This is a genomic window from Emticicia sp. C21 (assembly GCF_003418935.1).
GTDB lineage: Bacteria > Bacteroidota > Bacteroidia > Cytophagales > Spirosomataceae > Emticicia.
The window spans coordinates 305373-330813 of record NZ_QVMT01000006.1 but is presented as its reverse complement, the minus strand read 5'-3'; the positions used below and the strand labels follow the sequence as shown (position 1 = coordinate 330813).

The 25441-nt window shown below is 39.5% G+C and carries 22 protein-coding genes; 9 read left to right on the top strand and 13 right to left on the bottom strand.

What is annotated here, in order from left to right; all coding sequences use genetic code 11:
- Positions 1 to 3 precede the first annotated feature (3 nt).
- The 4 genes from rpmG (at position 4) to ftsY (ending at position 1964) form a co-directional block, all read left to right on the top strand.
- Complete coding sequence (gene rpmG / locus D0T08_RS16100; protein ID WP_116983688.1) at positions 4 to 186, top strand: 50S ribosomal protein L33; 183 nt, start codon at positions 4 to 6, stop codon at positions 184 to 186.
- A gap of 73 nt (positions 187 to 259) precedes the next feature.
- On the top strand, positions 260 to 415 hold the full coding sequence (locus D0T08_RS16095; protein WP_015029008.1) for a DUF4295 domain-containing protein: 156 nt from the start codon (positions 260 to 262) through the stop codon (positions 413 to 415).
- An 82-nt stretch (positions 416 to 497) separates the two neighbouring features.
- Positions 498 to 905: a thioesterase family protein gene (locus tag D0T08_RS16090; protein WP_116983687.1), complete on the top strand. Its 408-nt coding sequence runs from the start codon at positions 498 to 500 to the stop codon at positions 903 to 905.
- A 102-nt stretch (positions 906 to 1007) separates the two neighbouring features.
- The gene (ftsY, locus tag D0T08_RS16085; protein WP_116983686.1) at positions 1008 to 1964 is read left to right on the top strand and encodes a signal recognition particle-docking protein FtsY; all 957 of its coding nucleotides are present in this window, start codon (positions 1008 to 1010) and stop codon (positions 1962 to 1964) included.
- A 114-nt stretch (positions 1965 to 2078) separates the two neighbouring features.
- Here the strand turns inward: ftsY and D0T08_RS16080 are convergent, their stop codons facing one another.
- The 12 genes from D0T08_RS16080 to D0T08_RS16025 form a co-directional block, all read right to left on the bottom strand.
- On the bottom strand, positions 2079 to 2969 hold the full coding sequence (locus D0T08_RS16080; RefSeq protein ID WP_116983685.1) for a hydroxypyruvate isomerase family protein: 891 nt from the start codon (positions 2967 to 2969) through the stop codon (positions 2079 to 2081).
- Between the two features lie 38 nt (positions 2970 to 3007).
- Entirely contained in the window at positions 3008 to 3934 is a 927-nt protein-coding gene (locus tag D0T08_RS16075) for a ThuA domain-containing protein (RefSeq protein WP_229238971.1), read from the bottom strand.
- A gap of 189 nt (positions 3935 to 4123) precedes the next feature.
- Positions 4124 to 5044: an AraC family transcriptional regulator gene (locus D0T08_RS16070; RefSeq protein WP_116983684.1), complete on the bottom strand. Its 921-nt coding sequence runs from the start codon at positions 5042 to 5044 to the stop codon at positions 4124 to 4126.
- Positions 5045 to 5108: 64 nt separating this feature from the next.
- Positions 5109 to 5957: an SDR family NAD(P)-dependent oxidoreductase gene (locus tag D0T08_RS16065; protein WP_116983683.1), complete on the bottom strand. Its 849-nt coding sequence runs from the start codon at positions 5955 to 5957 to the stop codon at positions 5109 to 5111.
- Positions 5958 to 6104: 147 nt separating this feature from the next.
- Positions 6105 to 8768, bottom strand: coding sequence for a c-type cytochrome (locus tag D0T08_RS16060; RefSeq protein WP_116983682.1), 2664 nt, complete (start codon positions 8766 to 8768; stop codon positions 6105 to 6107).
- A gap of 154 nt (positions 8769 to 8922) precedes the next feature.
- The gene (locus D0T08_RS16055) at positions 8923 to 9891 is read right to left on the bottom strand and encodes a 2-hydroxyacid dehydrogenase (protein ID WP_116983681.1); all 969 of its coding nucleotides are present in this window, start codon (positions 9889 to 9891) and stop codon (positions 8923 to 8925) included.
- Positions 9888 to 10382 carry a VOC family protein gene (locus D0T08_RS16050; RefSeq protein ID WP_116983680.1) on the bottom strand — a complete coding sequence of 165 codons (495 nt, stop codon included), beginning with the start codon at positions 10380 to 10382 and terminating at the stop codon, positions 9888 to 9890. The genes D0T08_RS16055 and D0T08_RS16050 overlap by 4 nt, the downstream gene beginning before the upstream one ends.
- Before the next feature lie 94 nt (positions 10383 to 10476).
- A complete protein-coding gene (locus tag D0T08_RS16045; protein ID WP_116983679.1) occupies positions 10477 to 11643 on the bottom strand; it encodes a mandelate racemase/muconate lactonizing enzyme family protein in 1167 nt (388 codons plus the stop codon).
- A 103-nt stretch (positions 11644 to 11746) separates the two neighbouring features.
- Positions 11747 to 12631: a sugar phosphate isomerase/epimerase gene (locus D0T08_RS16040; protein ID WP_116983678.1), complete on the bottom strand. Its 885-nt coding sequence runs from the start codon at positions 12629 to 12631 to the stop codon at positions 11747 to 11749.
- Positions 12632 to 13102: 471 nt separating this feature from the next.
- Positions 13103 to 16078: a glycoside hydrolase family 3 N-terminal domain-containing protein gene (locus D0T08_RS16035; RefSeq protein WP_116983677.1), complete on the bottom strand. Its 2976-nt coding sequence runs from the start codon at positions 16076 to 16078 to the stop codon at positions 13103 to 13105.
- Positions 16079 to 16184: 106 nt separating this feature from the next.
- Positions 16185 to 17243, bottom strand: a complete 1059-nt coding sequence (locus tag D0T08_RS16030; protein WP_116983676.1) for a ferredoxin--NADP reductase — start codon at positions 17241 to 17243, stop codon at positions 16185 to 16187.
- Between the two features lie 171 nt (positions 17244 to 17414).
- Positions 17415 to 20075: a T9SS type A sorting domain-containing protein gene (locus D0T08_RS16025; RefSeq protein ID WP_116983675.1), complete on the bottom strand. Its 2661-nt coding sequence runs from the start codon at positions 20073 to 20075 to the stop codon at positions 17415 to 17417.
- 352 nt (positions 20076 to 20427) lie between these two features.
- On the opposite strand from D0T08_RS16025, the gene rplM reads away from it, so the two are divergent.
- The 3 genes from rplM (at position 20428) to rpsB (ending at position 22330) form a co-directional block, all read left to right on the top strand.
- A complete protein-coding gene (gene rplM, locus D0T08_RS16020) occupies positions 20428 to 20877 on the top strand; it encodes a 50S ribosomal protein L13 (RefSeq protein ID WP_116983674.1) in 450 nt (149 codons plus the stop codon).
- Positions 20878 to 20928: 51 nt separating this feature from the next.
- Positions 20929 to 21315 carry a 30S ribosomal protein S9 gene (rpsI, locus tag D0T08_RS16015; protein ID WP_101724513.1) on the top strand — a complete coding sequence of 129 codons (387 nt, stop codon included), beginning with the start codon at positions 20929 to 20931 and terminating at the stop codon, positions 21313 to 21315.
- Between the two features lie 154 nt (positions 21316 to 21469).
- A complete protein-coding gene (rpsB, locus tag D0T08_RS16010) occupies positions 21470 to 22330 on the top strand; it encodes a 30S ribosomal protein S2 (RefSeq protein ID WP_116983673.1) in 861 nt (286 codons plus the stop codon).
- Between the two features lie 95 nt (positions 22331 to 22425).
- Here rpsB and D0T08_RS16005 read toward each other — a convergent pair whose 3' ends face one another.
- The gene (locus D0T08_RS16005) at positions 22426 to 23751 is read right to left on the bottom strand and encodes a PAS domain-containing sensor histidine kinase (protein WP_116983672.1); all 1326 of its coding nucleotides are present in this window, start codon (positions 23749 to 23751) and stop codon (positions 22426 to 22428) included.
- A gap of 159 nt (positions 23752 to 23910) precedes the next feature.
- On the opposite strand from D0T08_RS16005, the gene D0T08_RS16000 reads away from it, so the two are divergent.
- Positions 23911 to 24561: a hypothetical protein gene (locus D0T08_RS16000; RefSeq protein WP_116983671.1), complete on the top strand. Its 651-nt coding sequence runs from the start codon at positions 23911 to 23913 to the stop codon at positions 24559 to 24561.
- 103 nt (positions 24562 to 24664) lie between these two features.
- The gene (locus tag D0T08_RS15995; protein ID WP_116983670.1) at positions 24665 to 25387 is read left to right on the top strand and encodes a YebC/PmpR family DNA-binding transcriptional regulator; all 723 of its coding nucleotides are present in this window, start codon (positions 24665 to 24667) and stop codon (positions 25385 to 25387) included.
- Positions 25388 to 25441: the final 54 nt, after the last annotated feature.

Below are 25441 nucleotides of genomic sequence, written 5' to 3'. Positions count from 1 at the left end.
ACAATGGCGAAGAAAGGCAATCGTGTACAGGTTATCCTAGAGTGCACTGAGCAAAAAACAAGCGGTGTAGCAGGTATGTCTCGCTACGTTACGACTAAAAACCGTAAAAACACTACAGGTCGTATGGAGTTAAAAAAATATAACCCATTCCTGAAGAAACATACTACTCATAAAGAAATTAAATAATTCTTTGATTTTGTAGATTTTATCAGGATTCTGTAAAATCAATTGAATCAAAACCTCATAAAACGATACTCAAATGGCAAAGAAAGTAGTCGCTACGCTTCGTGATAAAACCGCAGGAAAAAACTTCGCAAAAGTTATCAAAGCTGTGAAGTCTCCTAAAACCGGTGCATATACTTTCAAGGAAGAAATGGTTCCTATGGAAGAATTGCAAAACGCGCTTAAAGCATAATTCCAATAAAGATATTGGTAGAAGCCTTCTTGATGCTCAAGAGGGCTTTTTTGTTTTGGAATCATTTAACCCATTCAAAGCCATGGAAACCCGCAGAAGCAATTACCATTTCTTTCCTATCAAAGTCGTTGCCACAGACATCGATGACCTTAATCATGTCAATAATATCGTGTACCTACGCTATGTGCAGGAAGCTGCTGGTAACCACTGGCATACTGCAGTGCCAACCGAGCTAAGCTCACAAATTGCCTGGGTTGTACGCCGACATGAAATTGATTACCTGAAGCCTGCTTTTTTAGGCGAAAATCTGATGGTGAAAACCTGGGTTGACAATTTTACGGGTGTCACCAGCGATCGCCATTGTGAGATTCTGCAGGATGAGGAAGTACTGGCTCGCTCACGTACGATATGGGTTTGTTTAGATGCTAAAACGTTTCGTCCGAAGCGTGTCAGCGAAGAAATAGCTGATTTGTTTTTTAGTTTTTCGTGAGGGTTAAACTGAAACTCTCATAAAATTGTTATAGTTTTGTCTTAAAGCCTGTTTAAATCCCTCAGGCATGGCAATTATTCATATTTACACATATTACTATAAATGGGCTTATTTGACTTCTTCTCGAAAGAAAAAAAAGAATCGCTTGATAAAGGACTAGAAAAATCAAAGACAAGTATTTTTGATAAACTCTCACGCGCCATCGTCGGGAAATCGAAAGTGGATGAGGAAGTATTAGACGAACTGGAAGAAATCCTTATCAGTTCTGATGTGGGTGTAGAGACAACCGTGAAGATTATCAGACGTATTGAGGCAAGAGTAGAGCGTGATAAATATACAAGTGTTGAAGAATTAGATAGAATCCTGCGTGAAGAGGCAGCTGCTTTATTGGCCGAGAATAATTCACAGGATGTAAAAGATAGTTTTGAAACTGACCATCTGCCAAAACCTTATGTACTGATGGTAGTAGGTGTCAATGGTGTAGGTAAAACAACTACTATTGGTAAACTCGCACACCAGTTTCAAAAAAGAGGCAAAAAGGTAGTGCTAGGAGCAGCCGATACATTCAGAGCAGCGGCTGTTGACCAATTGAAACTCTGGGGGAAACGGGTAGGTGTTGACGTGATTGACCATGGCATGAACACTGACCCATCGTCAGTAGCTTTTGATGCCGTAAAAAAAGGAATGGAAATGAATGCCGATATTATCATTATTGATACAGCAGGACGTTTGCATACCAAAGTAAACCTAATGAACGAGTTAGGAAAAATTAAGCGGGTTGTTCAGAAATTCCTACCGGAAGCGCCACATGAAGTAATGCTGGTTTTAGATGGAAGTACCGGACAAAATGCCGTTATACAAGCCCGCGAGTTCACGAAAGTAACAGAAATTGATTCCTTGACTATTACTAAATTGGATGGCACTGCCAAAGGTGGGGTAGTTATTGGTATTTCAGATGAATTTAAGATTCCGGTGAAATATATTGGAGTAGGTGAGCAAATGGATGATTTGCAGGTATTTAATAAAATGGAATTTGTGGATTCATTGTTTAAGAAGTGATTTCGCTACAATTGATATGAAACACAAAAGCCGCTCTTGAAGCGGCTTTTTTTGTCCCCTCCCCATTGTTGGGGAGGGTTAGGGCGGCCCGCGTAGAATGGGGTTTAGCCCGTATTAAGCTATATCACATATCTTCATTCCTTGTTTTAAAGAAGCTATCTGGTCTGGGCGTCTTGGTACAAATTCTTGTCCTACATAGCCTTTATAACCTGTTTCTACAATAGCGCGCATAATTGCCGGATAGTTCAATTCTTGCGTATCATCAATTTCTGCACGGCCTGGAACACCGCCTGTATGATAATGTGCAAAATATGGATGATATTTCTTGATAGTGGCAATTACGTCACCTTCCATGATTTGCATGTGGTAGATATCATATAACAATTTGAATCTTTCTGAACCTATTTTATCACATAAATCAACGCCCCATTTACTATAGTCGCACATATAATCTTTATGGTTCACTTTGCTATTCAATAGTTCCATTACCATTGTTACTCCGTGTTTCTCTGCCGATGACATGAGTCTTTTCAAACCTTTGGCACAGTTTTCCATACCTTCTTCATTTGACATCCCTTTTCTATTACCTGAGAAACAAATGACTTTATCATACCCTGCTGCTTTCAGTTTAGGGAAAATGCCTTCATAACTGGCAACCAGTTCATCATGCAAAGCCGGATTGTTGAATCCTTTTTCAATACCCATCCCTGCTCCCCAGGGCATAGCGCAATGAAGACCATACTTTTTAAGCGTTGGCCAATCTTCAGGGCCTTGTAGTTCTATTGATTTCATACCCATAGCCACCACCTCTTTGCAAAGGTCTTCCAGAGGTATTTTGCTATAACACCAACGACAAACCGAGTGGTTAATTTTACCGTTCAGTTCACTTCCCAATATCTTTTCGTTGGCCGCAAAAGCTTCTGTAAGGCTCATGGGTGCTGATAATATGGCCGCTCCACCGATGATGTTTTTCAGAACTAAGCGACGTGATGAGTTCGATTCCATTGTTTATTTTGTTAAATTTGAATAGTAGTTTCTCTATATTAATTGTCTCTGATGCTTACACTTTCAGCTGTCGGGAAATCCTTAGGAACAGCCTGTGTTACTTTTCCAGTGGCTACCCATTCGGTACCTCTTTGCAAAGTAGCAATAAATCCTTTACATTTCTGTGAGTAATTGCCATGCCCAAGCACAGTATGAAAGATTTTACCTTTGCCATACGTTATGGTCATTAACATCGGTTCAATTCTACCTGAGCCTCTTTTTTCTTTATCGCTATAGGCGGTAGCCAATATTTCCAGATTTTCGGCTGGTCCTCTTAATCTATCATATAGCTCATCTTTTTCATGTAACCAGGCTGCTGGCAAACCTTTGGTAATCGGATGTTTGGTATTGTGTACTTTTACCACAAACTGATGTTCTACCCCATGACTACCGCCACGACCTGCGCTGTTATCCTGTACGAATGTATGTTTTTCTTCGTCGTAATACACATACGGACCTGATTTTTCATTGCGATTGCCCCAACCACCTACACCAATCATTTTATTGTATGCTTCCCATTCAGGAAAAGCATTATCTGCCGCATGCACACTTACGAAACCGCCCCCATGGCTAACAAACTTCTCGAATGCATCTTTGGTAGCTTTAGACCATGAATCACCATTATAGTTGGATAGCACAACCTGATATTGAGAAAAATCCGGCTTAAAGGTTTCCATATCTCCACCCTCCGGTGGTGTAGTGGCTACACTCACTTTAAAAAGCCCGGTTTCTTCCAGATAGCCTTTCATCAGTTGGGTAGTCTGTGGCCAGTTTTTATGATTATTCTGCCCGTCGATTATCAATACATTGATAGGTTGTCTGGCTCCTTTCTGTGCAATAAGTTGACCCAGAAAAAGAAACGAAAATCCGGCTAATAATAAGGCGAATTTTTTATTAAAATTTAGTTTTTTAATTATCATAGCCATTTATTTAGAAGTTGGAAATTATCTAAATCCATACAAACGGTGAATAAATTTACCATTTCCAGACATTTTTCGCAATATTTTCTTTGTAAGTGTTTCTACGTTGATGGGGTAAAAGATTTGGGTTGCTACGCAAAACAACCTAAGTATTTTACCCATTTTTTAATACCTTTTTTTTTAGCGGACTATTGATCAATTAAAACTTGCTCTAAATGTTAATGGTGACAATTGAGTTTTACTTTTAAACAGCTTTGAAAAACTCTGGCTATGCTCAAAGCCTAATTGATAGGCTATTTCACTTACTGATAGATTAGTTGTTGATAATTTTTCTTTAGCTTTCTCAACAAGTTTTTCATGGATAAGTGTTTGAGTAGAATTACCCGTAAGAGATTTCAACAAACTACCTAGATAGTTTGGAGATAAATTTAATTGTTCAGCCAGATATTGAGCAGTAGGTGTACCTTTTTCAATTAGATTTTCACTGTTGAAATAATTTTCTAAAATGGTTTCAAACTTTGCCAATATTTGATGGTTGGTTTTAGATCTGGTTATAAATTGTCTTTGGTAGAATCTTTCACAATACCCTAACAATTGCTCTATCTGGGCTATAACAATGCGTTGGGTAAATTTATCTATGTTAGAATGATATTCCCGTTGTATGTTTTTAAAAATATCCATAATAACCATTTCTTCCTTTTCAGATACAAATAAAGCTTCGTTTACATTGTAACCAAAAAAATCATATTTATTGATGGTACCTGCCAATGGTGTATTCCATATAAAATCCGGATGAATAAATAACAAAAGACCATCGGGCTTTTTTGCTTGAGATTTATCAATAGTAATACTTACCACTTGCTTTGGTGCTACAAATGTTAACAGACCTTCGTCAAAATCGTATTGTTGCTGACCGTATTTAAACTTACCTTCAATATTTCTTTTTAAGCCGATTGAATAAAAATTCTGCACCCAGCTAATTTCTTTTTCATCGGTCTGATATTCTACTAAGCCGTAATCTACCAAACTTACCAATGGATGCTCAGGTTTTGGTAAGCCACTTATCTTATGAAACTCAGCTATGGTTTTGAATTGATGTATTTTTAAATTGCTCATGTGACCATAATTTAAAATATCCGAGCTTAACTTATGAATTAAGCTCGGACAAAATTAAGCATTATTACTTTTTATAGTCTGTTGATTTGCTTAACACTTCGTTAGCTGTTAATTCATTTTGTAATACTTCAATTTTGTTATAAGCCATACCAAAAGAATCTGAACCCATAAAAAAGTGTAAAGGTGCATTTTCCATTTCTGCTAATTGAATAAAAGCAAGTGCGGCCTTGTCAGGGTCTCCCGGCTGATTACCTATCATTTGAGTTTCATGCCAAACTTCTGTGTTTCTGGCAGCGGTATAATCAGCTATAGGATTGGCAGGCATTTTCATTGAACCTTCTTTTAAAAAATTAGTATTGAAGTACCCAGGATAAACTATTGTAGCTTTTACATTAAACTCTTTCGCTTCCGCAGATAAAGCCTCAGTTAAGCCTACTACAGCAAATTTTGTAGCACAATATACTCCCCAGCCAGGGAAGGTACCTAATAAGCCAGCAATAGAGGAAACATTGATAATATGACCAGACTTCTTAGTTCTGAAATGTGACATCATATTTCTGGTAACATTCAGTAAACCAAAAATATTAATATCAAAATTTTCTCTTGCTTCAACATCAGTCATTTCTTCTAACGTACCTATCTGACCATAACCTGCGTTATTTACCAATACATCAATACCTCCAAAAGTGTTGATAACGTCTTGTATTGCTTTTAAAACACTTTCCTCGTTTAGCAATTCTACCTGTAATGGTAAAAAATTTGAAGTGTTGTTATCAACTGCCAAACTTAAGCTTTTTACATCTCTTGAAGTAGCAGCTACTCTATAGCCTTCTGTAAGTAACTTTTTTACAAGAGCTAATCCTAAACCCTTAGAGGCACCAGTTACAAACCATACTTTTTTTGAATTGTCCATTTTTTTAAATTTTGATTGTTAATAATTACAATGCAAAATTGCGAAACACTAAAAAAGTGGACGTAGTCGAATTAATGATGTTTGTGCTAAAATCAACGATTGACTTACAATAACTTTATAGTTTGCCTCAGATTGGTCTATCAAAACCTATTTCCCACCCTTACTCGCAAAAATCTCATGGTTTTGGTTACCGCCTGATTTCAGATAAGCTATTAAATCTCTCAATTCCTCTTCATTCAAACCATTGATAAGACCCGGCAACATGACTGATACAGACGAATATTTACTTGAAGCTACATCTTTTTTCGCTATTTTCATTAACATGTCTGGTGCATAAGGGTTCTGCGACACATAATAAGCAGTATTATCTTCATTAGCCAGACGACCCACAACCGAATCTCCGTTTTTCAGGATAAACTGTGTAGCTGCATATTGGTCTGATACTGCCTTGCTTGGGTCGATGATAGCCTCCAGAATATCTTTTGTTGTAAAACGCGTACCTAATTGAGTTAAATCAGGGCCGACATTTCCACCCTCTCCACCCATGCTGTGGCAACGGCTACAGGTAATGGCATTATACATATCTTTGCCTTGTTGGAAATTACGACTTGTCAGGCCTTTTTCTACTGATTCCACGGCAAGGTCTAATTTCCAGTTTTTACCAGGGCCTTTCGGATAATTCTTTATCACCAGATCATTACCTGATTTGGTAAGCAAATCAGCTCTTGATAATTTTTCGTAATGAGCCACCTGTGCCTTTGGTACATTGGCTAATGCCAGTTTTTGCATTCTATCAATGAAACCGATATAACTATTGCCACCACGATAGTTTAAGGCATTACCTAACCATTTGAAATATTTTTCTCTCAATTGTGGTGTCCAACCAGTTTTGGCAGAAGTTAAAACCGTAGCAATATAGGTTTGTTGTACCGGAGGAGTTTTCTCCAACATTTTGGCAATGTCTAAACCATAAGCCGGATTACGCATGATTAAATCGGCAGATGAAGTAGCTGTTTGTCCTCCGGCTATTGTTCCTGCCGCTTCTTTTTTATCTAACATAGCTACACATTTAGCCACTACTCCCGGCGCATCCAGATAAACTAAAGTTCTGCTTAAAATCTTATTCTGCTCATTGCCACTTGACGGGAAATTAGGATTCATATAAGCAATCACCTTTGCTTTAGTAGCTGCACTTGGCGCACCCATTCTCGTAAATACCAACTCAAACGCACGCAATACATCTACTTGTTGCGATTCTGATAATGTACGATAGTTGACACCTAATAATGATTTCAGAATATTTTCTTTCTGATCTGCATTGCCATGACGAGCCAAGGCAATCATTGTATTAATCACTTTGATAGGGTCTTTTTCTGCTAAAGCTTTATCCTGCCATTCGGTAACTGGTTGGTGCTCCAAAGCCATTCTCGCGGCATAACGAATAAAGCGGTCTGGGTGGCTTAAGTTTGGCCATGCTTTTTCTACAGCCATACTATTTGGTTCGCCATGGAAAGCTTCCAACTCTCTTCTTAAAGTATTTTCTTTGGTTGGGGCTGTAGCTACTGAAACCTCAGTGCTTTCAGGGCCATTATAATATACACGATATAAGTCTGACTCCAAGCGACGCCCACCTGTCAGGAAGTATAAAGCACCGTCAGGACCGATTGCTCCGTCAGTTAAAGGTAATGGTAAACCTGATAAAAATTCGTCTCTTTCGGCCGAATAAGTAGAGCCGCTTGGTTTTAAGTGAATGGCGTGTACAATACCAAAACTCCAGTCAAATGCTAATAGCGTATTTTTATATTTTGCAGGGAATTTTGCATCTTTTGTATGCAATAAGTTGGTAGGAGAGCCTTGTCCGATACCAATTACCGGAGGAAGGTTATCCGGTAAAGTTGGTTCCCATGTACCTGAGCCTGTTCTCCAGCCGTATTCGCTACCACTGGTTACATGGCAAATACGTGTCGGGCGATACCATGGTAAACCGAAATCCCATTCCATGTCAGAGTCATAGGCAAATAAATCACCTACTTCATTGAAAGCAATATCGTAGGTATTTCTATAGCCACCGCTTACCAGTTCCCAATGCTTGCCCTCGGGGTCTACATTGGCAATCCATCCACCCGGTTCTGTACGATCAGTAGCGTGGCCTCTCGGGTCTTTGATATGTGGAAATAATTTATCGTATTTCCAGTTTGGTGGCAGGCGATAAGAATCAAATTTCGGAGGGTCAGTATAATTACCTGCTACGATGTACAGAGATTTTTTATCAGGTGATAGAATCACACTATGCGGGCCATGTTCGCCATCTCCTTTCAGTTCTTTCATCAAGGTGACTTTGTCAAACTGGTCGTCGCCGTTAGTATCCTGCAAGCGATACAAACCACTTTTTCTAGGAAACTTCTTATTGGCGCTGTTGTTCATCATCACATACAGGCTATTGAAAGCATATAATAAGCCTTGTGCGTTGCCCAACGCAACAGTATCACCCTGAATAGTTAGCTTCTCTGTTTTGGGAGCAGTTCCCTGACCAATAGCCGGGATTGTCAGACGATAGAGAATGCCATATTGATCTGAAGTAATCATGCGCCCTTTATCATCAAAAGCCATTGCTACCCATGAACCTTGTTCGTTTTCTGAGGGGCTATAGAGATGTTCAGCCTTAAAGCCGGGTTGCAATTTCAGTTTGGCTATTTTTGGGTTTTCATCTGCAGTAGCCGGATTGCGTTTCAGGCTAGTGTAGGAAGCCACAAACAGAAATATCCCTGTGACAGCCACAAGGAGTTTCAGTGTGTTTGGTTGAGCATTCATAGTTTATTTTTTAGGATTGAATTTTAGGTTTTTTATTTACCACGGAGTGGCTCAGAGTTTTGCACGGAGTTACACGGTTTTCAGATACTCTGTGAAACTCTGTGCAGAACTCAGTGTCACTCCGTGGTTAAATACTTATAACTGCGAAAAAAGATTATAAATCTAACTCTCTTCTGTTAAAAACACTTTCAGGTTGAGGTGACTTTCCTGATAAAATAGCCAAAACATTTTTTACAGTTGATACACACATATTTTTATAAGTAGTTGCTGTAAGGCTTCCTACGTGTGCTGTAATAATGGTTTTAGGGTGGTTCAATAATGGCTCGTCTGGCGTAGGTGGCTCTACTACCAATACATCAGCGCCGAATCCACCGATTGTGCCATTATTCAACGCTTCTACTAGAGCTTTCTGGTCTACTAATGCTCCTCTGGCTGTATTAATCAAAATAGCATGAGGTTTCATTAGCGCCAACTCTTTCTCTCCAATCAGGTTTTTTGTATCTTCAAATAACGGTAAATGCAAAGTAATAATATCAGATACCTTTAAAACCTCTTCCAAAGACAAACCCTGAAACTCTGATTGTACCGGAAATTTATCCCAATACACAACGTTCATACTAAAAGCATCACCTAATTTAGCTACTCGCTTACCGATATTTCCCATGCCTAAAACTCCCAGAGTTTTGCCATGTAGCTCGTCTCCTACAAACTGATTGCGCCAATCCCAGTTACCTGCTTTTACCTGTCTGGCTGATTCGTACAAATTGCGTTGCAGCATCAGCATTAGGGTAATGGCATGTTCGGCTATGGTACTTGAATTTGAACCGGGCGCATTTACCACCTTAATGTTGCGTGCACTAGCTTCTTTTACATCTACATTATCAAGACCGACACCGCAGCGGGCAATGACCTGTAAATCAGGGCAAGCCTCCATTAATTGCTTGTTACACTGCCCTTTTCCTCTGGTTATTACACCATCAATGGAGTTTTCTTCAAGGATAGTGGCTAAGGGTTTATCTCCGTAGGCCGTAAAAATTTCTATTTCTCCTGCCGAAGCTGCATTATTCAATAGTTCCATTGCTTCATCGGCAACGGTTTCCAAAAGCAATACGTTTTTTTTCATGTTCTGTCGTGATATAAAGTCGCGTCAGCTGATTTATATCCTCTGAAATCATTACGCCCTGAAACATAGATACCTGCTTTAAACAACTCTTCATCCTCAAAAATCTTTGGGTCAATACTACTACCGGGAGCTGACGATATTTCAACCAGATTTCCAGATGGATCACGGACAAACATCTGCATCGCACCATCAGGTAATTGACGCACTTTACCCCAAGGCAGAATATCAATTACTCCTAGCTCTTTCATACGGTAGAAAATGGTATTGAAATCATCAACCTGCACGCATACGTGTCCTCTGAATGAATAGGTATCGTCCCACTCGGTAAGGTGTAGTTGTTGTTCTTCGTTGAATTTAAAAAAGGCTGTCGGGTAGTCGAACAAAAAAGCCGGAAGGGGTTCTAAGCCCATTTCTTTTTCGTAGAATTCGCAAGCTTTTTCAAGATTGCTTACTACCAACGCCACGTGGTTTATTTTTACTGCTTTTGCCATAGTTTTATATAGTTTGAATCTATTAGCCACAATTTACACAAGGGCATGGGGACGCCCAGTCAATGTTACACTAAATAAATTATAGGATCTTTGCTTAAAACGTTTGTTTAAATTCCTTTACAAAATCCCAGTTAGGAGTTAAACCTAAGCCCGGCGCTGTTGGTGCTTCAATCATTCCATCAATTGCCTGTATTTTTTCCTGCACCAGATCATACATCATCGGGTTTCCACCTAATGAAAACTCAATAATTGTAGCGGCAGGCGCTGCAAAAGCCACATTAACACCTGCCATGAAAGAGAATGCAGAACCCCAGCAATGCGGGGCTAATTCTAACTGATAAGCATGTGCCAGATGCGCTACACGCATCGCTTCTGTGATACCGCCAATAATAGCTGAATCCGGTTGAACTACGTCTAAGGCACGTACTTCTATCAAATCCCTCACATCAAAGGCGGTATATTCACTTTCACCTGCCGCAATGGGGATAGATGTTGAAGCTTTTACCTCAGCTGTGCCATGACGGTTATCCGGACTAATAGGTTCTTCAAACCAATACAAATTACAATCTTCTACACCTCTGCAAAACTGCTTGGCCTCCGGCACGCTGAAAGTGCCATGGGCATCGGTCATTAATTTAATATTTTCGCCTAAAGCTTCTCTGGCGGCTCTTACACGTCTTACGCTTTCCTGCACGGTTTCGTCCATCACCCCCACACGCATTTTTACGCCTTGAAAACCTTTAGAAACATAGCCTAATAATTGTTCGCCAATTTTATCGGTTCCTGCCCAGCCACCGCTGGCATAAGCAGGCATTTTTTCTCTGCAGGCACCACCTAATAATTCTACTACAGGAACGCCCAAAGCCTTACCCTTTAAATCCCAAAGAGCAGTATCAACCCCACTCATGGCAGAGATAGTTAAACCTCTTCTGCCCAATATCGGAAATTTACGACCTCTTTTTAAAGCATAATGGTCGCGGGTCCCATTATAAATATGTTCCCAGATTCGGGTGATATGATGCGCATCTTTACCCACAAGTAAAGGCTTTATTTCTTTCTCTACACAAGTAACAATAGAGGCACAAACGCCTGAAGACCCTACGGCTGCCTTTGCTTCGCCGAATCCCTGCAAACCTGTATCAGTAGTAATAACCACCAGTGTCATATCAAAGTCTGTTAATAGACCGTAATCTGAAAAGTGTTGTTTTTCTTTAGGAATAGGGCAGCGAAGCCAGAAAGCTTCTACATTGGTAATTTTCATTTATAAAAGATTAAATAGGTTGGTGGCTGCTAATAGCCGTTTTATAGGATATAAATTTAAACTGCAAGCTGGCGGTCCGACGTATCGGAGTTCCCGCCACAAGTTATAAAAGAGGTCTTAGGGTTTCTATCGACTTCCTGGTAAGCATCGAATAGAATTCTTCAGTAACCGAAGAACTACCGTGGTCTTCCAGAAATTTCTTTTGCTCAGGACTTAATCCTTCCGGATTCAGGTCAATCGAATTTGGATATGGGTTCGCAGGGGTTCTATCTAAAGGAGAGCAGAATTCTACCGATAATACCTGGTCATAGTCAATTTCGCGAAGCGTTTCAATGATTTTTGGCCAGTTGATGGTACCCATTCCCGGCGCCATACGATTACTATCTGCCACATGGAAACCTACCAGACGACCTTTTGCCCGACGAATGGCATCATAGGTATTATCTTCTTCGATATTCATATGGAAAGTATCCAGACAAACCCCACATTTAGGCCCAACAGCTTCTGCCAATACCAAAGCCTGATCGCCTCTGTTAATAAAGTAGGTTTCAAAACGGTTGATTGGCTCAATACCTATCAGGATACCTATGCTCTCTGCATATTCATATACTTGTTTCATGCCTTCAACTGCCCATTCCCACTCTTCGTCAGGTCTGCCGTCTGGTATAATTTTGCCTACAGTTCCCGGAACCACAGATACCATCTGGCCATCGAGTTCTCTGACCATGGTTACCACATCCTTAATATATTGAACTGATTTTGCTCTTTGGGCTTTGTCTTTGGCAAGTAGATTTCTGTCTTCCAGCATCAGGGTTACTGAGCCCCAACAAGTCAATCCGTGGTCTTTTAGTAGTTTATTTACTTTTTTTGTATCATACGCCTCCGGGCTTCCTTGAATCTCCAGTTTGTCGTAGCCCAATCCGGCGATTCGTTTAATAGTAGTCTCTATGGATTCTGCCCGCATCCAGTTGTGAATTGAAATTTCCATTCTAAAGGTTATAAGTGTTGAATAAATCTATGAGCATAAGGGTAAAATGCTCTAAGGCAAAAATAATAGTATTTGTTTGTTTTCTTTGGGTTTTCAAATATATTATTTGTTTTTTGAGCTAATATATAGAACAATATATACCCGTTAAGTAAAATTCGACTTAAGGCTTTAATATATCGTCCCTACGGGACTTAAAAGCTGTTTTTTACTTTTTTTTCTACCGATATACAATCCCTACGGGATATCTTTTAAGTCCCGGTAGGGACGATATATCGGTAGTAAAAATAGGCTTTTCGAATATTGGTATCCCGTAGGGATAATATATTCTAATTTCATTAAATGAGTAATAAATGTCCTAAATCAGTACTGCAAAAAAAAGATTTAGTACTCCTTCAGGTAGAATTTTTTATAAAATAAAAATGATACTAAGAAAGTCAGGAGAAAAAAGCAAAAGTATAGTAGCAGTAGGCTCTATTGCGTAATAATCGCTTCGTTGATTATTTCATGAATCCTTTTACGGATACGTAGCGTATTAATTTTGTTATTGGTAGAAACCGGATATACCCTGTTGGAGAGAAAAATAAAAATCAGTTCACGATCAGGGTCAACCCAAACAACTGTTCCTGTGAAGCCTGAGTGCCCGTAAGCATCGTCAGAAGCAGTAGAACCTACAATGGGGCTATCACCAGAACTGGGTTTATCCCAACCTAAACCTCTGTGGCTTTTTTGGGTATAAGTTTTAGCAAAATGTGTCACGGTTTCAGGGAACAGAAAGTTTCTTCCGCCATAAAACCCATGCTGCAAATTCATCTGAAATAACTTCACTAAGTCGGTGGCATTGCTGAATAATCCGGCATGACCGGAGACTCCACCGAGTAAAGCTGCATTGGGGTCGTGTACCGTTCCCTGTATCTGCGAGGCTCTGAAAATAGCTTCGTTTTCAGTAGGGGCAATATTAGTTTTTGGGAATCTTTGCAGGGGATTAAACAATGTGGAAGTCATACCCAAAGGTTCATAGAGGTTTTGTTCCAGAAACTCATCTAAAGGTTGATTGGTAATACGCTCTACTAATTTTTGCAGAATCATCAGGCCTAAATCACTGTAGGTATAACGGTAACCCCCTATTTTATCATAAATATTTAATAGTCTAGACTGTATCACCCAATGCCATACTGAATCTTTGATACTGGGCTTGATATATAAATTAGTCGCTACCTGTAGGTTCTGAGGTACTTGCAGACTGTCATACACCGTACTATAATAATCGTTACTAAGGGTAGCACCTTTTTTGGTTTTCTCCCAGAAAGGAACAAAAGCTACCAAACCTGCCTGATGCATCAGTATATCTGAAATCAACATATTTTCCTTATTTGAACCTTTCATTTCAGGCAGATAAGTAGATATTTTCTCATTCAGATTTACTGCTTCTCTTTCGTTCAGCATCATAACAGCCTGCAAGGTTGCAGTAACTTTGGTCATGGAAGCAATATCGTAGAGAGTCTGGTTATTTACAGGTTCATAAAGACCGTAGCGTAAACTCCCAAAGTTACGGTTATACACTACTTTTCCTTGGCGAGCCACTAAAACCTGACAACCCGGAAACGCTCTGTTATCAATACCTTGTTGTACAATCTGGTCAATTTCGTCTAATTTACGGCTATCCATACCCACGCTTTCGGCATTGCCAAATGATACCCTGCCCAGTTTAGGGGTAAGAATGCCATTTCCTACTTTTAAATCAGTATCCACCGAAACGGGTAAACGACCTTTGGCAGGTAAAGCTCCGAACAATATCTGCGGAACTACTTTATGAGAAATAGGGTCGTCTTCATAACCACATACCAGACTGCGGGAAGAGCCATATAACCTTAATCCATAAGGATTACCAAAGGCACAAACTACTACATAGGTTCGCTGGCTTAATTGATTAATGAAATCAACTGTGGCAGGAGATACGCCGTAGTTTCGCTCACCTTTGCTATTCATGCCATGCACACTTACCACTACCACTTTATACTTAGCTGCTTCGTCCAGTACCCATGCCACATCTTTATCTGAACTTGGTTTGAAAGGTACGGTAAAGTGCTTGAAATTGGCATATTGGCTTAGGGCTTTCTGAAACTGATTATCATAATCGCCGCTGATTGCCACTGAAGCAAATGTAGTGGTATCTAAGTGAGTAAATGGTAGTAGATTATCCTGGTTGCGAACAATAGTAACGGCTTGTTCAAATAATTCAGTCTTTAATTCAATGGCTTTTTTACCGTTTAAATCAGTACCTAAGCCTGCCATGTCAACCGGTTTGTATTTACTCAAACCAGCCCAGTATTTAGCCTTTAATATTTTCTTTACACGGGCATTCAATACTTCTTGTGAAATCTGTCCTGTTTCTACGGCCTGTTTAATTCTTTTAAAGGCAGCAGGTAGATTACCTGTTTGTAGCAATATATCATTCCCTGCCATAAATGCCAGTAACTCCGGTTCGCCGGGTTGTAAACCTTGGGTAATACCGCGCATATTTAAGGCATCCGTCACAGTCAAGCCTTTAAAACCCATCTGGTTCTTAATCATTTCTGTTACGATTTTTTCAGATATGGAGGTGGGTGTAGTACCACGTGGCTCCAGAGCAGGCACAAATAAATGACCTGTCATAACAGAAGCTATACTATCGGCAATCAGTCGGCGGAAAGGATACAATTCTACTTCATTCAACCGTTGAAGCGTATGATTTACCACTGGAAGTGTATGATGGGAATCCTGATCGGTATCGCCATGGCCAGGAAAATGTTTGGCGCTACCCAGTACATTGTATTTTTTCATCCCACGTACATAGGCCAATCCTTTCTCTGCTACATTTACCTGCGATTCACCAAATGAACGGTAATTGATAATCGGATTATCGGGATTGGTGTTGACATCAATAGAGGGAGCAAAGTTGATATGGATACCTATACGCTTACATTGGCGACCTATCTCCTGACCAAATTTTTCGACATAGCTATTATCCTGAATGGCACCCAGAGTAATCTGCTTCGGGAAGTCAATCGCACTATCCAGACGCATGCCTAAACCCCACTCAGCATCAATACCAATCATGAGCGGAATACGTGAAATCTGCTGATAACGATTGGTTAATCTGGCCTGACGGTGAGGGCCGCCCTGAAAGAAGATAAGGCCACCCAAGTGGTAGGTGGCAATGTTATTTTCAACCTGCTGGTAATATTTTTCAGTACGATTAGAGAAAGTAGCCACCATGAATAGCTGGCCTACTTTTTCGTCCAAAGACATAGTAGCAAGCAGGCTGTCAGCCCACTTTTCCTGTTGAGTCTGGTAGTCTAAAGGTTTAGGGGATAAAATAAATGAACTAAAAACTGTCAATAAGCTTAAAGCAAAAGCCCCCGAAAAAATAATCTTCCTCACAAGCACGATTCCTGAAATTTTAAACATTAACGCCGAATAGAGGCTTTTATTTTTACTATATACGATTGGTTATAGTAAAGGTATCATCAGAATTGAAATACTAATATTCGTATATAATTGTTTTAATTTTTTTTTAATCCATTTCCACTACCACTCCGGTTGTAAGCGGATGAGCTACACAGGTAAGAATATAGCCCTGTTGGATTTCTTTTTCGGTTAAGCCCTCTTCTTCGTCCATTTTTACCTTGCCCTCTATACACTTGCCCATACAGGCCGTGCACATACCTGCCTGACAAGAATATGGCAAATCTATATCTAAATCTAAGGCTGCTTCGAGAATGCTTTGGTGAGGTTTTACTTCAAATTCATATTCATCGCCATCGTAAATAACTTTTACCAACTGGGCTTTGAGTGAATTATCGTTCTCTTCTACATGAATTTCATCCAACATTGGGGCATGGAAGTTTTCGCGATGGATCTGACTTTTCGAAACGTCGTAGATATTCAGCCCTTTTATCACATCTTCCATCATTCCTTCAGGGCCACAGAGATAGAAATTGTCTTTGGTGAAATCGGTATAAGAATCTTTCATAAAGCGGATACTGATACCCTGGCTGATACGACCCACCTGCCCTACCCAATAGTCAGACGGACGAGAAAGGATATGGTGTACTTTCAGACGTTCCCGGTAGGTATACTCTAGTTCCTCTAACTTATCTTTGAAAATGATACTCTCCTCCGAACGGTTTCCATATACTAAGGTAACCCTTGACTTAGGTTCCATTTTCAGGACTGACTTCATGATAGACATCATGGGTGTAATACCACTGCCTGCAGCAAAAAGCACCAGATGACGAGAATTTTCGGCATCAGTTTCTACATAGAAATTGCCAAGCGGCTCTACCACTTCAAGAAAATCTCCTACTTTTACTCTGTCATTCAGGTAATTAGAAACCAGTCCTCCCAACACCCGCTTTACCGTGACACCAATGGCAGTATCTGTATGTGGCGAAGTGGACATAGAATAACTTCTACGCACCTTTTTGCCATCAATAGGTACTATTACCGATATAAACTGCCCTGCTTTATATTTTATCTGTTCACTCAATGGGTGCCAGAAATAAATCGTCACACAATCCGGGGTCTCGTTGACTACTTCTTTTACCTGAAGAAAATACGTTTTTAATGCCATGATGTACTATTGAGTGAATGAGTGATTTAGTGATTAATCGTGAATGGCGAATTGTAAATTAGTGAATAATTGTCATTAACTTATCTTTCAATATTAAACTATTCGCTAATTCATCATTCACTAATTCGTAATTAATCACACAATCACTCATTTACTAAATCACTCAATTTCTTAATTTTCTATAATTATTTTTTTAACTACTTCTTTTTGTGAGGTGTTTACTTTTACTAAATACTGGCCTCGGGCAAAATAGCGGATGTCTACTACTTCCTTCTGATACCCACCTAGTGCTTTGATTTTTCTTTCGCCTATTACCGAGCCTTTCATATCAATCAATGAAATACTAACGGGGTTATTAGCCGTGGCATAAAACTCTACTATCACTTCATGGCTCGTCGGATTCGGGAAAGTGCGGATATTTACTTCTTTCTCTATGCCCAACAGGTTATTAATTAATACGGTAGTTTCTGCTTTTGCCGTACAGTTATTACTATCTGTAACCAATACCGCATAAACACCACCCATTGCCAGAGTTGCACTGGCAATAGTAGGGTTCTGTTCGCTTGACACAAAAGAGTTAGGGCCTGTCCAGGCATATTTTACACCACCAGTACTGCTTAGTTTAATAGACTCCCCAACATAAATGGGTCCAGTATTAGTAGCAGTAGCCGTTACGTTATTTACCTGTATTGAGATTTCGTTAGAAATTACGCTATTGCTACACCCTGGTACCGTACATGTCGCTGTAAACTTGGTTGAGTTTTCTAAGGCTACAGAAATAGAGGTTCCTTCCTGATTATTCGACCATTTGATCGTTCCTCCTTCACAGCCAGAAGCCGTCAATTTAAATGTTTCACCCAAACAACCCGACAGCTTATCAGCAGTTATAGTTGCTTTATTTACCTGTAATGCAATTTCATTAGACGCTACGCTGTTTTTGCAACCGGCCACACTACAAATGGCTGTAAAGCTTGTGCTATTTTCTAAGGCTATAGAAATAGAGGTTCCTTCCTGGTTGTTAGACCATTTAACGGTTCCACCCTCACAACCTGAAGCGATCAATTTAAATGTCTCACCAGAACAGGCAGCTATTTTATCGGCATTAATGATAGGCGCACCAGGCTCATCAATTATTATTTCTATCAGATTACTTTCAATCATTGGCGAGGTAGAAACTACTTTTATTTTATAGGTTCCTTCTTCCAATTCCTGCGGTGGCTTTACACTAATTGTTTTTCGGGCATCCTGACCTATTTCGGTAGCATTAACAAAACTACCATTCTTATCAGATATTAAGACCTTAAAAACATTATCAAAATTAAATGCCGGGCCGGTACTAGCAATAGAAATATTAAATGGCTGGCCTGCACACATTTTATTAGGTTGTACGGGAGCTATTTCAATGGTAGCAGATTCGTCAAATCCAAATCTTCCCACTTCATTAATATAATTAGTATATAAATCTACTGTAAATCCGATTCCGTCTGATTCTTCTTTATTAGCACCCCAGAATACAATTACCCCACCCTTAGGATACGGAATTACGCGAGGGCCACTATAATAAGTAAAGTCCTTAAAGGCGATGCCATCAGCACCAAATCTCGGTGAGCCATTATTATCAAAATGTTGTACAGTCAAATCGTATCCAATAGTCTTTGGGGCAAGCCATAAGGTATAAACACCATCCTTGCCATCTGACTCTAATTTATTGGGCAGCTGATAAGGTTTGTCAGACTTAGGCACAAATACATCGTTTTGCCAGAGAACATTCCCAGTCGCCGTTATTTTAGCTATTTTAAAAGGTTGCTGTGGGTTAGCAGTTTCAACCCAGGTAGCAATGCCACCACCATCACTAGTCGGTACAATCTGTATATCAAAGGTATAATCTGAGCCCATTTTAAGACCATTATTACCCCAGATAGGCTTACCTTCAATATCTACTTTATGCGCAAATACCATTTTTCTGCCATCGTCTATCGATAGTGTTCTTCCTATTACTGCATTACCTTGATTATCTACCTTAAATAAATCTATGCGAGAATTACCACTAACCGGGTTTTGATAAACGGCAATTGGACTTGGGATGAGAGGCTTATTGGTAACATCAAATGTCTGAAACACATAATCAAACTGAGTATCTTTAATCAGGGCCAGGAATCGGCTGTTTTTTGAATCATAGATAACCTTATCTTCTATTCTGTTATTTTCAAATAGCTTCTTTTCGGCTTCTATAGTTTTACCATCAAAATCCAGTTTCTTAGTATACACTGCGTTGATGCCCGTATTACCTATATATTGATTAAAAATAAGCAGTAGCTGATTGTTACTAACCACAATATCAAATACATCATCGTAAGGTTCGGCTGTCCATAACTCACGGTCAGTTACTTTAACCCCTCCATTTGCCCATAAGGCTTTTCCATCTTTAGAGACATGTTGCATATAAAACTGGCGGTGTCCCCTGCTATTCACATCAGGTAAAAGATGCCAGCCAATAAATGCGCCTCCTTGTCCGTCAGGTCTGATCACCCGTTGACTATAAAGTATATCATAGGCATTTAATACGTTTCCTATTCTTATACCATCTTTTTGCCATTGGGCTACGCCTTTGCTGTCGAACTTTTGTGCATAGAGTTCAATCACGCCTGTTCTGTAATCAGACCAGACGTAATAGCTATTGGCATCATCGTCTGTCGCATACAATTGAGCAGACTGAAAATTAATAGCTGTAGAGACCGGTACAGGCGTTTGGTCATTCAGTTTCCATTGAGCCATAGCTGGTTGAAGAATCACCAGAAAGATGGCAAGGCTAAAAAGTTGTTTTAATCTCATTGCTGTTTATGGGAAGTTATAACATGACTCTAAATATCTAACAAAACTAACTTCTTATTAGCAGAACAACTAATTTTCAAGGAGTTAGGAGAAAAAAAAGAGAAAGAATTGCTTTTTTATCAGGAATTGTCTAATTTTGCAGCCCCAAAATACTACCCTCGTAGCGTAGCCCGTTTGTTCGAGGGGATTGTAAATTTTGAGAAGTAACTGTTTCCGGAGTTGCTATGTGTTGTTTCAACACCTCGAAAATTCGCGAAAAAAAGTTATCCTGTGTTAGTCAAAGCTTTTGGGGGCAATGATTAAAACTACGATGACACAAGCTTTTTTCAAACACATTTAATAATTTATAATTGTGAAACATTTAAGTTACAAAACGATTTCCGCAAATAACGGAACCGTAAATAAAGAATGGGTGGTAATAGACGCTACCGATAAAGTTTTAGGTCGTTTGTGCAGCCAGATCGCGAATATCATTCGTGGTAAAAACAAAACAAACTATACTCCGCATGTAGATTGTGGCGATAATGTAATTGTTATCAACGCTGAGAAAATCCGCCTGACAGGAAAGAAAATGACTGACAAAGTTTATATCCGCCACACTGGTCACCCAGGTGGACAACGTTTTGCTACGCCTCGTGAGGTATTGGCAAAAGATGGTCGTCGTGTAGTTGAATATGCCGTAAAAGGTATGTTACCAAAAGGACGTTTAGGTCGTCGTCTTTACACAAATCTATATGTGTACGAAGGACCAAATCACCCACATGCAGCTCAATCGCCAAAAACTGTTGAACTGTCATACTAATCGGGCAAACAATTTTAATTTTTAGAAAATTTTCAAAATTCCTATATAATAATGCAAGTTATCAACGCAGTAGGTAGAAGAAAAACAGCTGTTGCCCGTATCTATATGAAACAGGGAAATGGAGCAGTTACTGTGAATGGTCGTGAATTAAAGGAGTATTTTCCTTCTGAAATTCTTCAAATCGTATTAAACCAACCATTTACGGCTGTAAATGCAACTGGTCAGTACGATCTTAAAGTAAATGTACAAGGTGGTGGTATTGCCGGACAAGCAGAAGCAGTGCGTATGGCAATTGCTCGTGCATTGTGTGAAGCAAACACCGAGAACCGTCCTGCATTGAAAAAAGAAGGTTTCTTAACTCGTGACTCTCGTATGGTTGAGCGTAAGAAATACGGTCGCCGTAAAGCTCGTAAGAGATTCCAATTCTCGAAACGTTAATATTTTTTACGAATTACATCTGGTTGTTGCATCGATTTGGTGCCGGCTATATGTAATTCGTAAATTCTTTTTTGTCCAGACAGCACTTACAGTGATGCCGACGTGCTGTGCTGCGTAGTTTAACTTTTTTCAATCATTTTTCATTTTACCAAAAATGGCACAATTACAGTACAAAGACCTTTTAGATGCAGGTGTACACTTTGGTCACCTTACCCGTAAATGGGATCCGAAAATGGCTCCATATATCTTCATGGAGAAAAACGGTATCCACATTATCGACCTTAACAAAACTTTAGCTTGTATTGAGGAAGCTCAACAGGTAGTAAAAGGAATTGTTCGTTCTGGTCGTAAAATCATGTTTGTTGCTACCAAAAAACAAGCACAGGAAATCGTGGCAGAAGAAGCAAAACGCTTGAAAATGCCTTACGTAACTGAGCGTTGGTTAGGTGGTATGTTGACAAACTTTGCAACTATCAAGAAATCTTTGAAAAAATTGCAGAATGTTGAGCGTATGTTGAAAGACGAAGCTACAGCTAGCAATATCGCGAAACGTGAGCGTTTAATGCTTGATCGTGAGCGTATCAAATTAGAAAGATTACTAGGTGGTGTAGCTGATTTATCAAGACTTCCAGCTGCTTTGTTTGTTGTTGACGTAAAACGTGAACACCTTGCCGTAGCTGAAGCTCACAGATTAGGTATCCCGGTAATCGCTATGTGCGATACTAACTCAAATCCTGAAGCAGTTGAGTATCCGATCCCGGCGAATGATGATGCTTACAAATCAGTTGCTTTAATTACCCTGGCACTAGGAAAAGCAATCGAAGAAGGTATCATGGAGCGTAAAATGGATAAAGATAACGCTGCCCTTCAAGAAGAAGAAGATGCTAAACGTGCAGTAGACGAAGCAGCTCCTAAAGCTAAAGCGGTTGCAGATGAAACACCTGTTTTACCAATCGAAGAAGAAACTTCGGCTCCAGTAGCTGAAACAGAAGCAAGCGAAGAAACAGAAGCATAATTTGCTTTTAATGCAAAATAAAAACAGCCCGTTGTCGATGACAGCGGGCTGTTTTTATTTTGGGGCGAACTGGAGGTTCGCGCCACAAATTAGAACTAAAATATAATCAAAAACTTACTACCCTCCCCAACCTTAGACGATACCTTCAGATTCCCGCCATGCATTTGCATAATCTGTCTTGAAAGGCTGAGGCCGATACCTGAGCCTGTTTTTTTTGTGGTGTAAAACGGAATGAATATTTTCTCCAGAGCTTCCGGCTCAATACCGCTACCATTATCGGCAATTTCAATGATTCTCTGCTCATCTATTTCATACGTTCTGATTCGTATCTGCGGGTTCAATCGGTTTTCAACTGCCTCTACCCCATTTTTGATGATATTAATCAATACCATTTCTATCTGCTCAGTATCTGCTAATAATTCAAAATCTTCTTTGAAATCAGTTTTCAAAGTAACCTGTTTTTCTTTTAACTGTGGTTGAACCAGATTCAATACCTGCGCTATCAGGTCTTTTGAATTAGTTTCTTCAAACTTAGGTTTAGGAATACTCGTAAACTCGCGGTAAGCATTCACAAAGTTCATGATACCCTTACTTCGATTTTCAATCGTAAAAAGGGCTTCTTTCAAGTCAGCTACTGTTTCCTGAATATCATCTTTTGCTGAAAGGTCTAATTCAATGATTTCGCGCATAGTACTTGCTAACGAAACGATTGGCGTTACGGAATTCATGATTTCGTGCCGTAATACCTTAGTCAGGTTTTGCCAGGCTTCCAACTCTTTCTGCTGTAACTCCGACTGGATATTTTGTAAAGAAATCAGTTTAATTACTCTGCCTCTCAAACTTACAGTAGCGGCATTAATAGATATTTGCTTTTCGTTAGACGTCTGATAGAGTGCTTTACTACCTGATGAAATATCATTTAAAATATCAAATAAGCCTGAATGGCTGGTTTTGGCTAATTCGTTGATATTCCGCAAACGATAGATGTTCAGAATTCGAAAGGCAGCATTATTAATTAATTCGATATTTCCTGATGAATCGTAGGATAAAAGACCCACGTTTACGTGCTGTACAATCGTATTGATATAATGCAGGTTCGCCTCTTTCTCGGCACGGGCCTGACGGAAGGCTTCTAATACCCCATTGAATTGTTGATTCACCTCTTCGAAGCTTTTACCTAGTTTATTATCTGACCGGAATTTTACCGTAAAATCTGAATAGCGAACCGACTCAAAAAAGCGGGCTAGCTTGCGATTGATAGAGGTAGTATAAGTAAATATCCAGAAGAAAATGAGGGCCACTAAAATACTAAACAAGCCTACGGCTGACCACTGGCCTTGTAGGAAAAAATAAACCAGCCCCATTAGTATTACACTCAAAATACCCACACGCCAGATGATACCAATTGCAAAATGCCTCATGAATTTTAATTGCTTGTTTAGCTAAAATTAAAAGAATATCTACTTTTAATCTTTTTAAAAATAAAACTATCTAAAATAAAGCCCAATTTGAAAAATCGTACAAGATTACAAAAGAAATTTTCTCAAATTTCGTTAAATACTTGGTAAAACAACAACAAAATGATAACCAAACAACCAAATAAAAATTTCATTGCGATAATCCTTTTAGCAGCGGTGCTATCTGCCTGTTCTGCTTCAAGAGATTTCTTGTCAGACAATTTTGCTAAAGTAAAAAATACCCACCAAAAAGTGGCTATTTTGCCTTTTGATGTGCAGTTTGAGAACCCTGCTAACCGTAAACCAGATACCCGTGCCCAGAAGTTTTTCAGCCAGCAAGAACGTGAAGCGAGTCTGGATACCCAGAAAGAATTATTTGCTTATGCTGCTAAACAGGTAGAAAAAGGCAAATACGAATTAGCTTTTCAGGATTTTTCTAAAACCAATAAGATTCTTGCCGAAAGCGGTATCAGATTAGAAGACATCGGACAACAGGATAAAGGGAGTTTAGCTCGCTTACTAGGTGTTGACGCAGTTATCTGGGGACAACTGGGTATTACTATCACACGCCAGAACCGTTATTCTATGATGCCGACTTATATGGGCAATGATGGGGTATCAACCAATGTGAATCTATATGATGCGGCTAGTGGAGAACTATTGTGGAAAACTAATTTATCGCAACGCCCGAATAGCCGTCTGGATACTCCACATCATATGTCGAGTCAGTTAATAGCACAAGTAGCTAAACATTTGCCTTATAGAGAGAAATAAGTGGATTTTTAATCGAAATTTTTCTAATTTCGCACTCTCAAATTCCGCCTTGTTTTGGTTAAAATAAGGCGGATAATTATTAATAATAGAAATTATATTATATATGGGAAGAGCGTTTGAATTTAGAAAAGCTCGTAAAATGAAGCGTTGGGGGCAAATGGCTAAAACATTTACCCGTATTGGTAAAGATATAGCGATTGCTGTGAAGTCTGCCGGCCCTGACCCGAACAGTAACTCTCGCCTAAGAGCGATTATCCAGAATGCGAAGGCAGCCAATATGCCTAAAGCAAACGTAGAAAACGCGATCAAGCGAGCATCTTCAAAAGATCAGGAAGACTATAAAGAGATGGTATATGAAGGATACGCACAACATGGTATTGCCATACTGGTTGAGTGTACTACCGATAACACCAATCGCTCGGTAGCCAATATCCGCAGTTATTTCTCAAAATGTGGTGGTAGCCTAGGCACATCTGGGATGCTGGATTTTATCTTCGACAGAAAATCTGTTTTCAAGATTGCCAAGAGCGATAAAATTGATGTAGAAGAACTGGAATTTGAATTGATTGATTTTGGAGCAGAAGAAGTTTTCTTAGACGAAGAAACCAATCAAATCAACATCTATGGAGAGTTTACTGCTTTCGGAGCTATTCAGAAATTTCTGGAAGAAAAAGGTTTTGAGTTATTGCAGGCCGATTTCGAGAGGATTCCGACTGATATGAAAACTATCTCGGAAGCGGAAGCTGCAGATGTTGAAAAACTGATAGAAAAACTGGAAGAGGACGACGACGTGCAGAACGTCTATCATAATATGATAATCGCCTGATTTTAGACTTGATATACGTCAGAATCCTGAAAAGATTCTGACGTTTTTGTTTAT

Bases quoted from the DNA above. Each gene is read 5' to 3' on its own strand.
- rpmG (WP_116983688.1), top strand. From the start codon at position 4: ATGGCGAAGAAAGGCAATCGTGTACAGGTTATCCTAGAGTGCACTGAG.
- D0T08_RS16095 (WP_015029008.1), top strand. From the start codon at position 260: ATGGCAAAGAAAGTAGTCGCTACGCTTCGTGATAAAACCGCAGGAAAA.
- D0T08_RS16090 (WP_116983687.1), top strand. From the start codon at position 498: ATGGAAACCCGCAGAAGCAATTACCATTTCTTTCCTATCAAAGTCGTT.
- ftsY (WP_116983686.1), top strand. From the start codon at position 1,008: ATGGGCTTATTTGACTTCTTCTCGAAAGAAAAAAAAGAATCGCTTGAT.
- D0T08_RS16080 (WP_116983685.1), bottom strand. From the start codon at position 2,969: ATGGAATCGAACTCATCACGTCGCTTAGTTCTGAAAAACATCATCGGT.
- D0T08_RS16075 (WP_229238971.1), bottom strand. From the start codon at position 3,934: ATGGCTATGATAATTAAAAAACTAAATTTTAATAAAAAATTCGCCTTA.
- D0T08_RS16070 (WP_116983684.1), bottom strand. From the start codon at position 5,044: ATGAGCAATTTAAAAATACATCAATTCAAAACCATAGCTGAGTTTCAT.
- D0T08_RS16065 (WP_116983683.1), bottom strand. From the start codon at position 5,957: ATGGACAATTCAAAAAAAGTATGGTTTGTAACTGGTGCCTCTAAGGGT.
- D0T08_RS16060 (WP_116983682.1), bottom strand. From the start codon at position 8,768: ATGAATGCTCAACCAAACACACTGAAACTCCTTGTGGCTGTCACAGGG.
- D0T08_RS16055 (WP_116983681.1), bottom strand. From the start codon at position 9,891: ATGAAAAAAAACGTATTGCTTTTGGAAACCGTTGCCGATGAAGCAATG.
- D0T08_RS16050 (WP_116983680.1), bottom strand. From the start codon at position 10,382: ATGGCAAAAGCAGTAAAAATAAACCACGTGGCGTTGGTAGTAAGCAAT.
- D0T08_RS16045 (WP_116983679.1), bottom strand. From the start codon at position 11,643: ATGAAAATTACCAATGTAGAAGCTTTCTGGCTTCGCTGCCCTATTCCT.
- D0T08_RS16040 (WP_116983678.1), bottom strand. From the start codon at position 12,631: ATGGAAATTTCAATTCACAACTGGATGCGGGCAGAATCCATAGAGACT.
- D0T08_RS16035 (WP_116983677.1), bottom strand. From the start codon at position 16,078: ATGTTTAAAATTTCAGGAATCGTGCTTGTGAGGAAGATTATTTTTTCG.
- D0T08_RS16030 (WP_116983676.1), bottom strand. From the start codon at position 17,243: ATGGCATTAAAAACGTATTTTCTTCAGGTAAAAGAAGTAGTCAACGAG.
- D0T08_RS16025 (WP_116983675.1), bottom strand. From the start codon at position 20,075: ATGAGATTAAAACAACTTTTTAGCCTTGCCATCTTTCTGGTGATTCTT.
- rpsI (WP_101724513.1), top strand. From the start codon at position 20,929: ATGCAAGTTATCAACGCAGTAGGTAGAAGAAAAACAGCTGTTGCCCGT.
- rpsB (WP_116983673.1), top strand. From the start codon at position 21,470: ATGGCACAATTACAGTACAAAGACCTTTTAGATGCAGGTGTACACTTT.
- D0T08_RS16005 (WP_116983672.1), bottom strand. From the start codon at position 23,751: ATGAGGCATTTTGCAATTGGTATCATCTGGCGTGTGGGTATTTTGAGT.
- D0T08_RS16000 (WP_116983671.1), top strand. From the start codon at position 23,911: ATGATAACCAAACAACCAAATAAAAATTTCATTGCGATAATCCTTTTA.
- D0T08_RS15995 (WP_116983670.1), top strand. From the start codon at position 24,665: ATGGGAAGAGCGTTTGAATTTAGAAAAGCTCGTAAAATGAAGCGTTGG.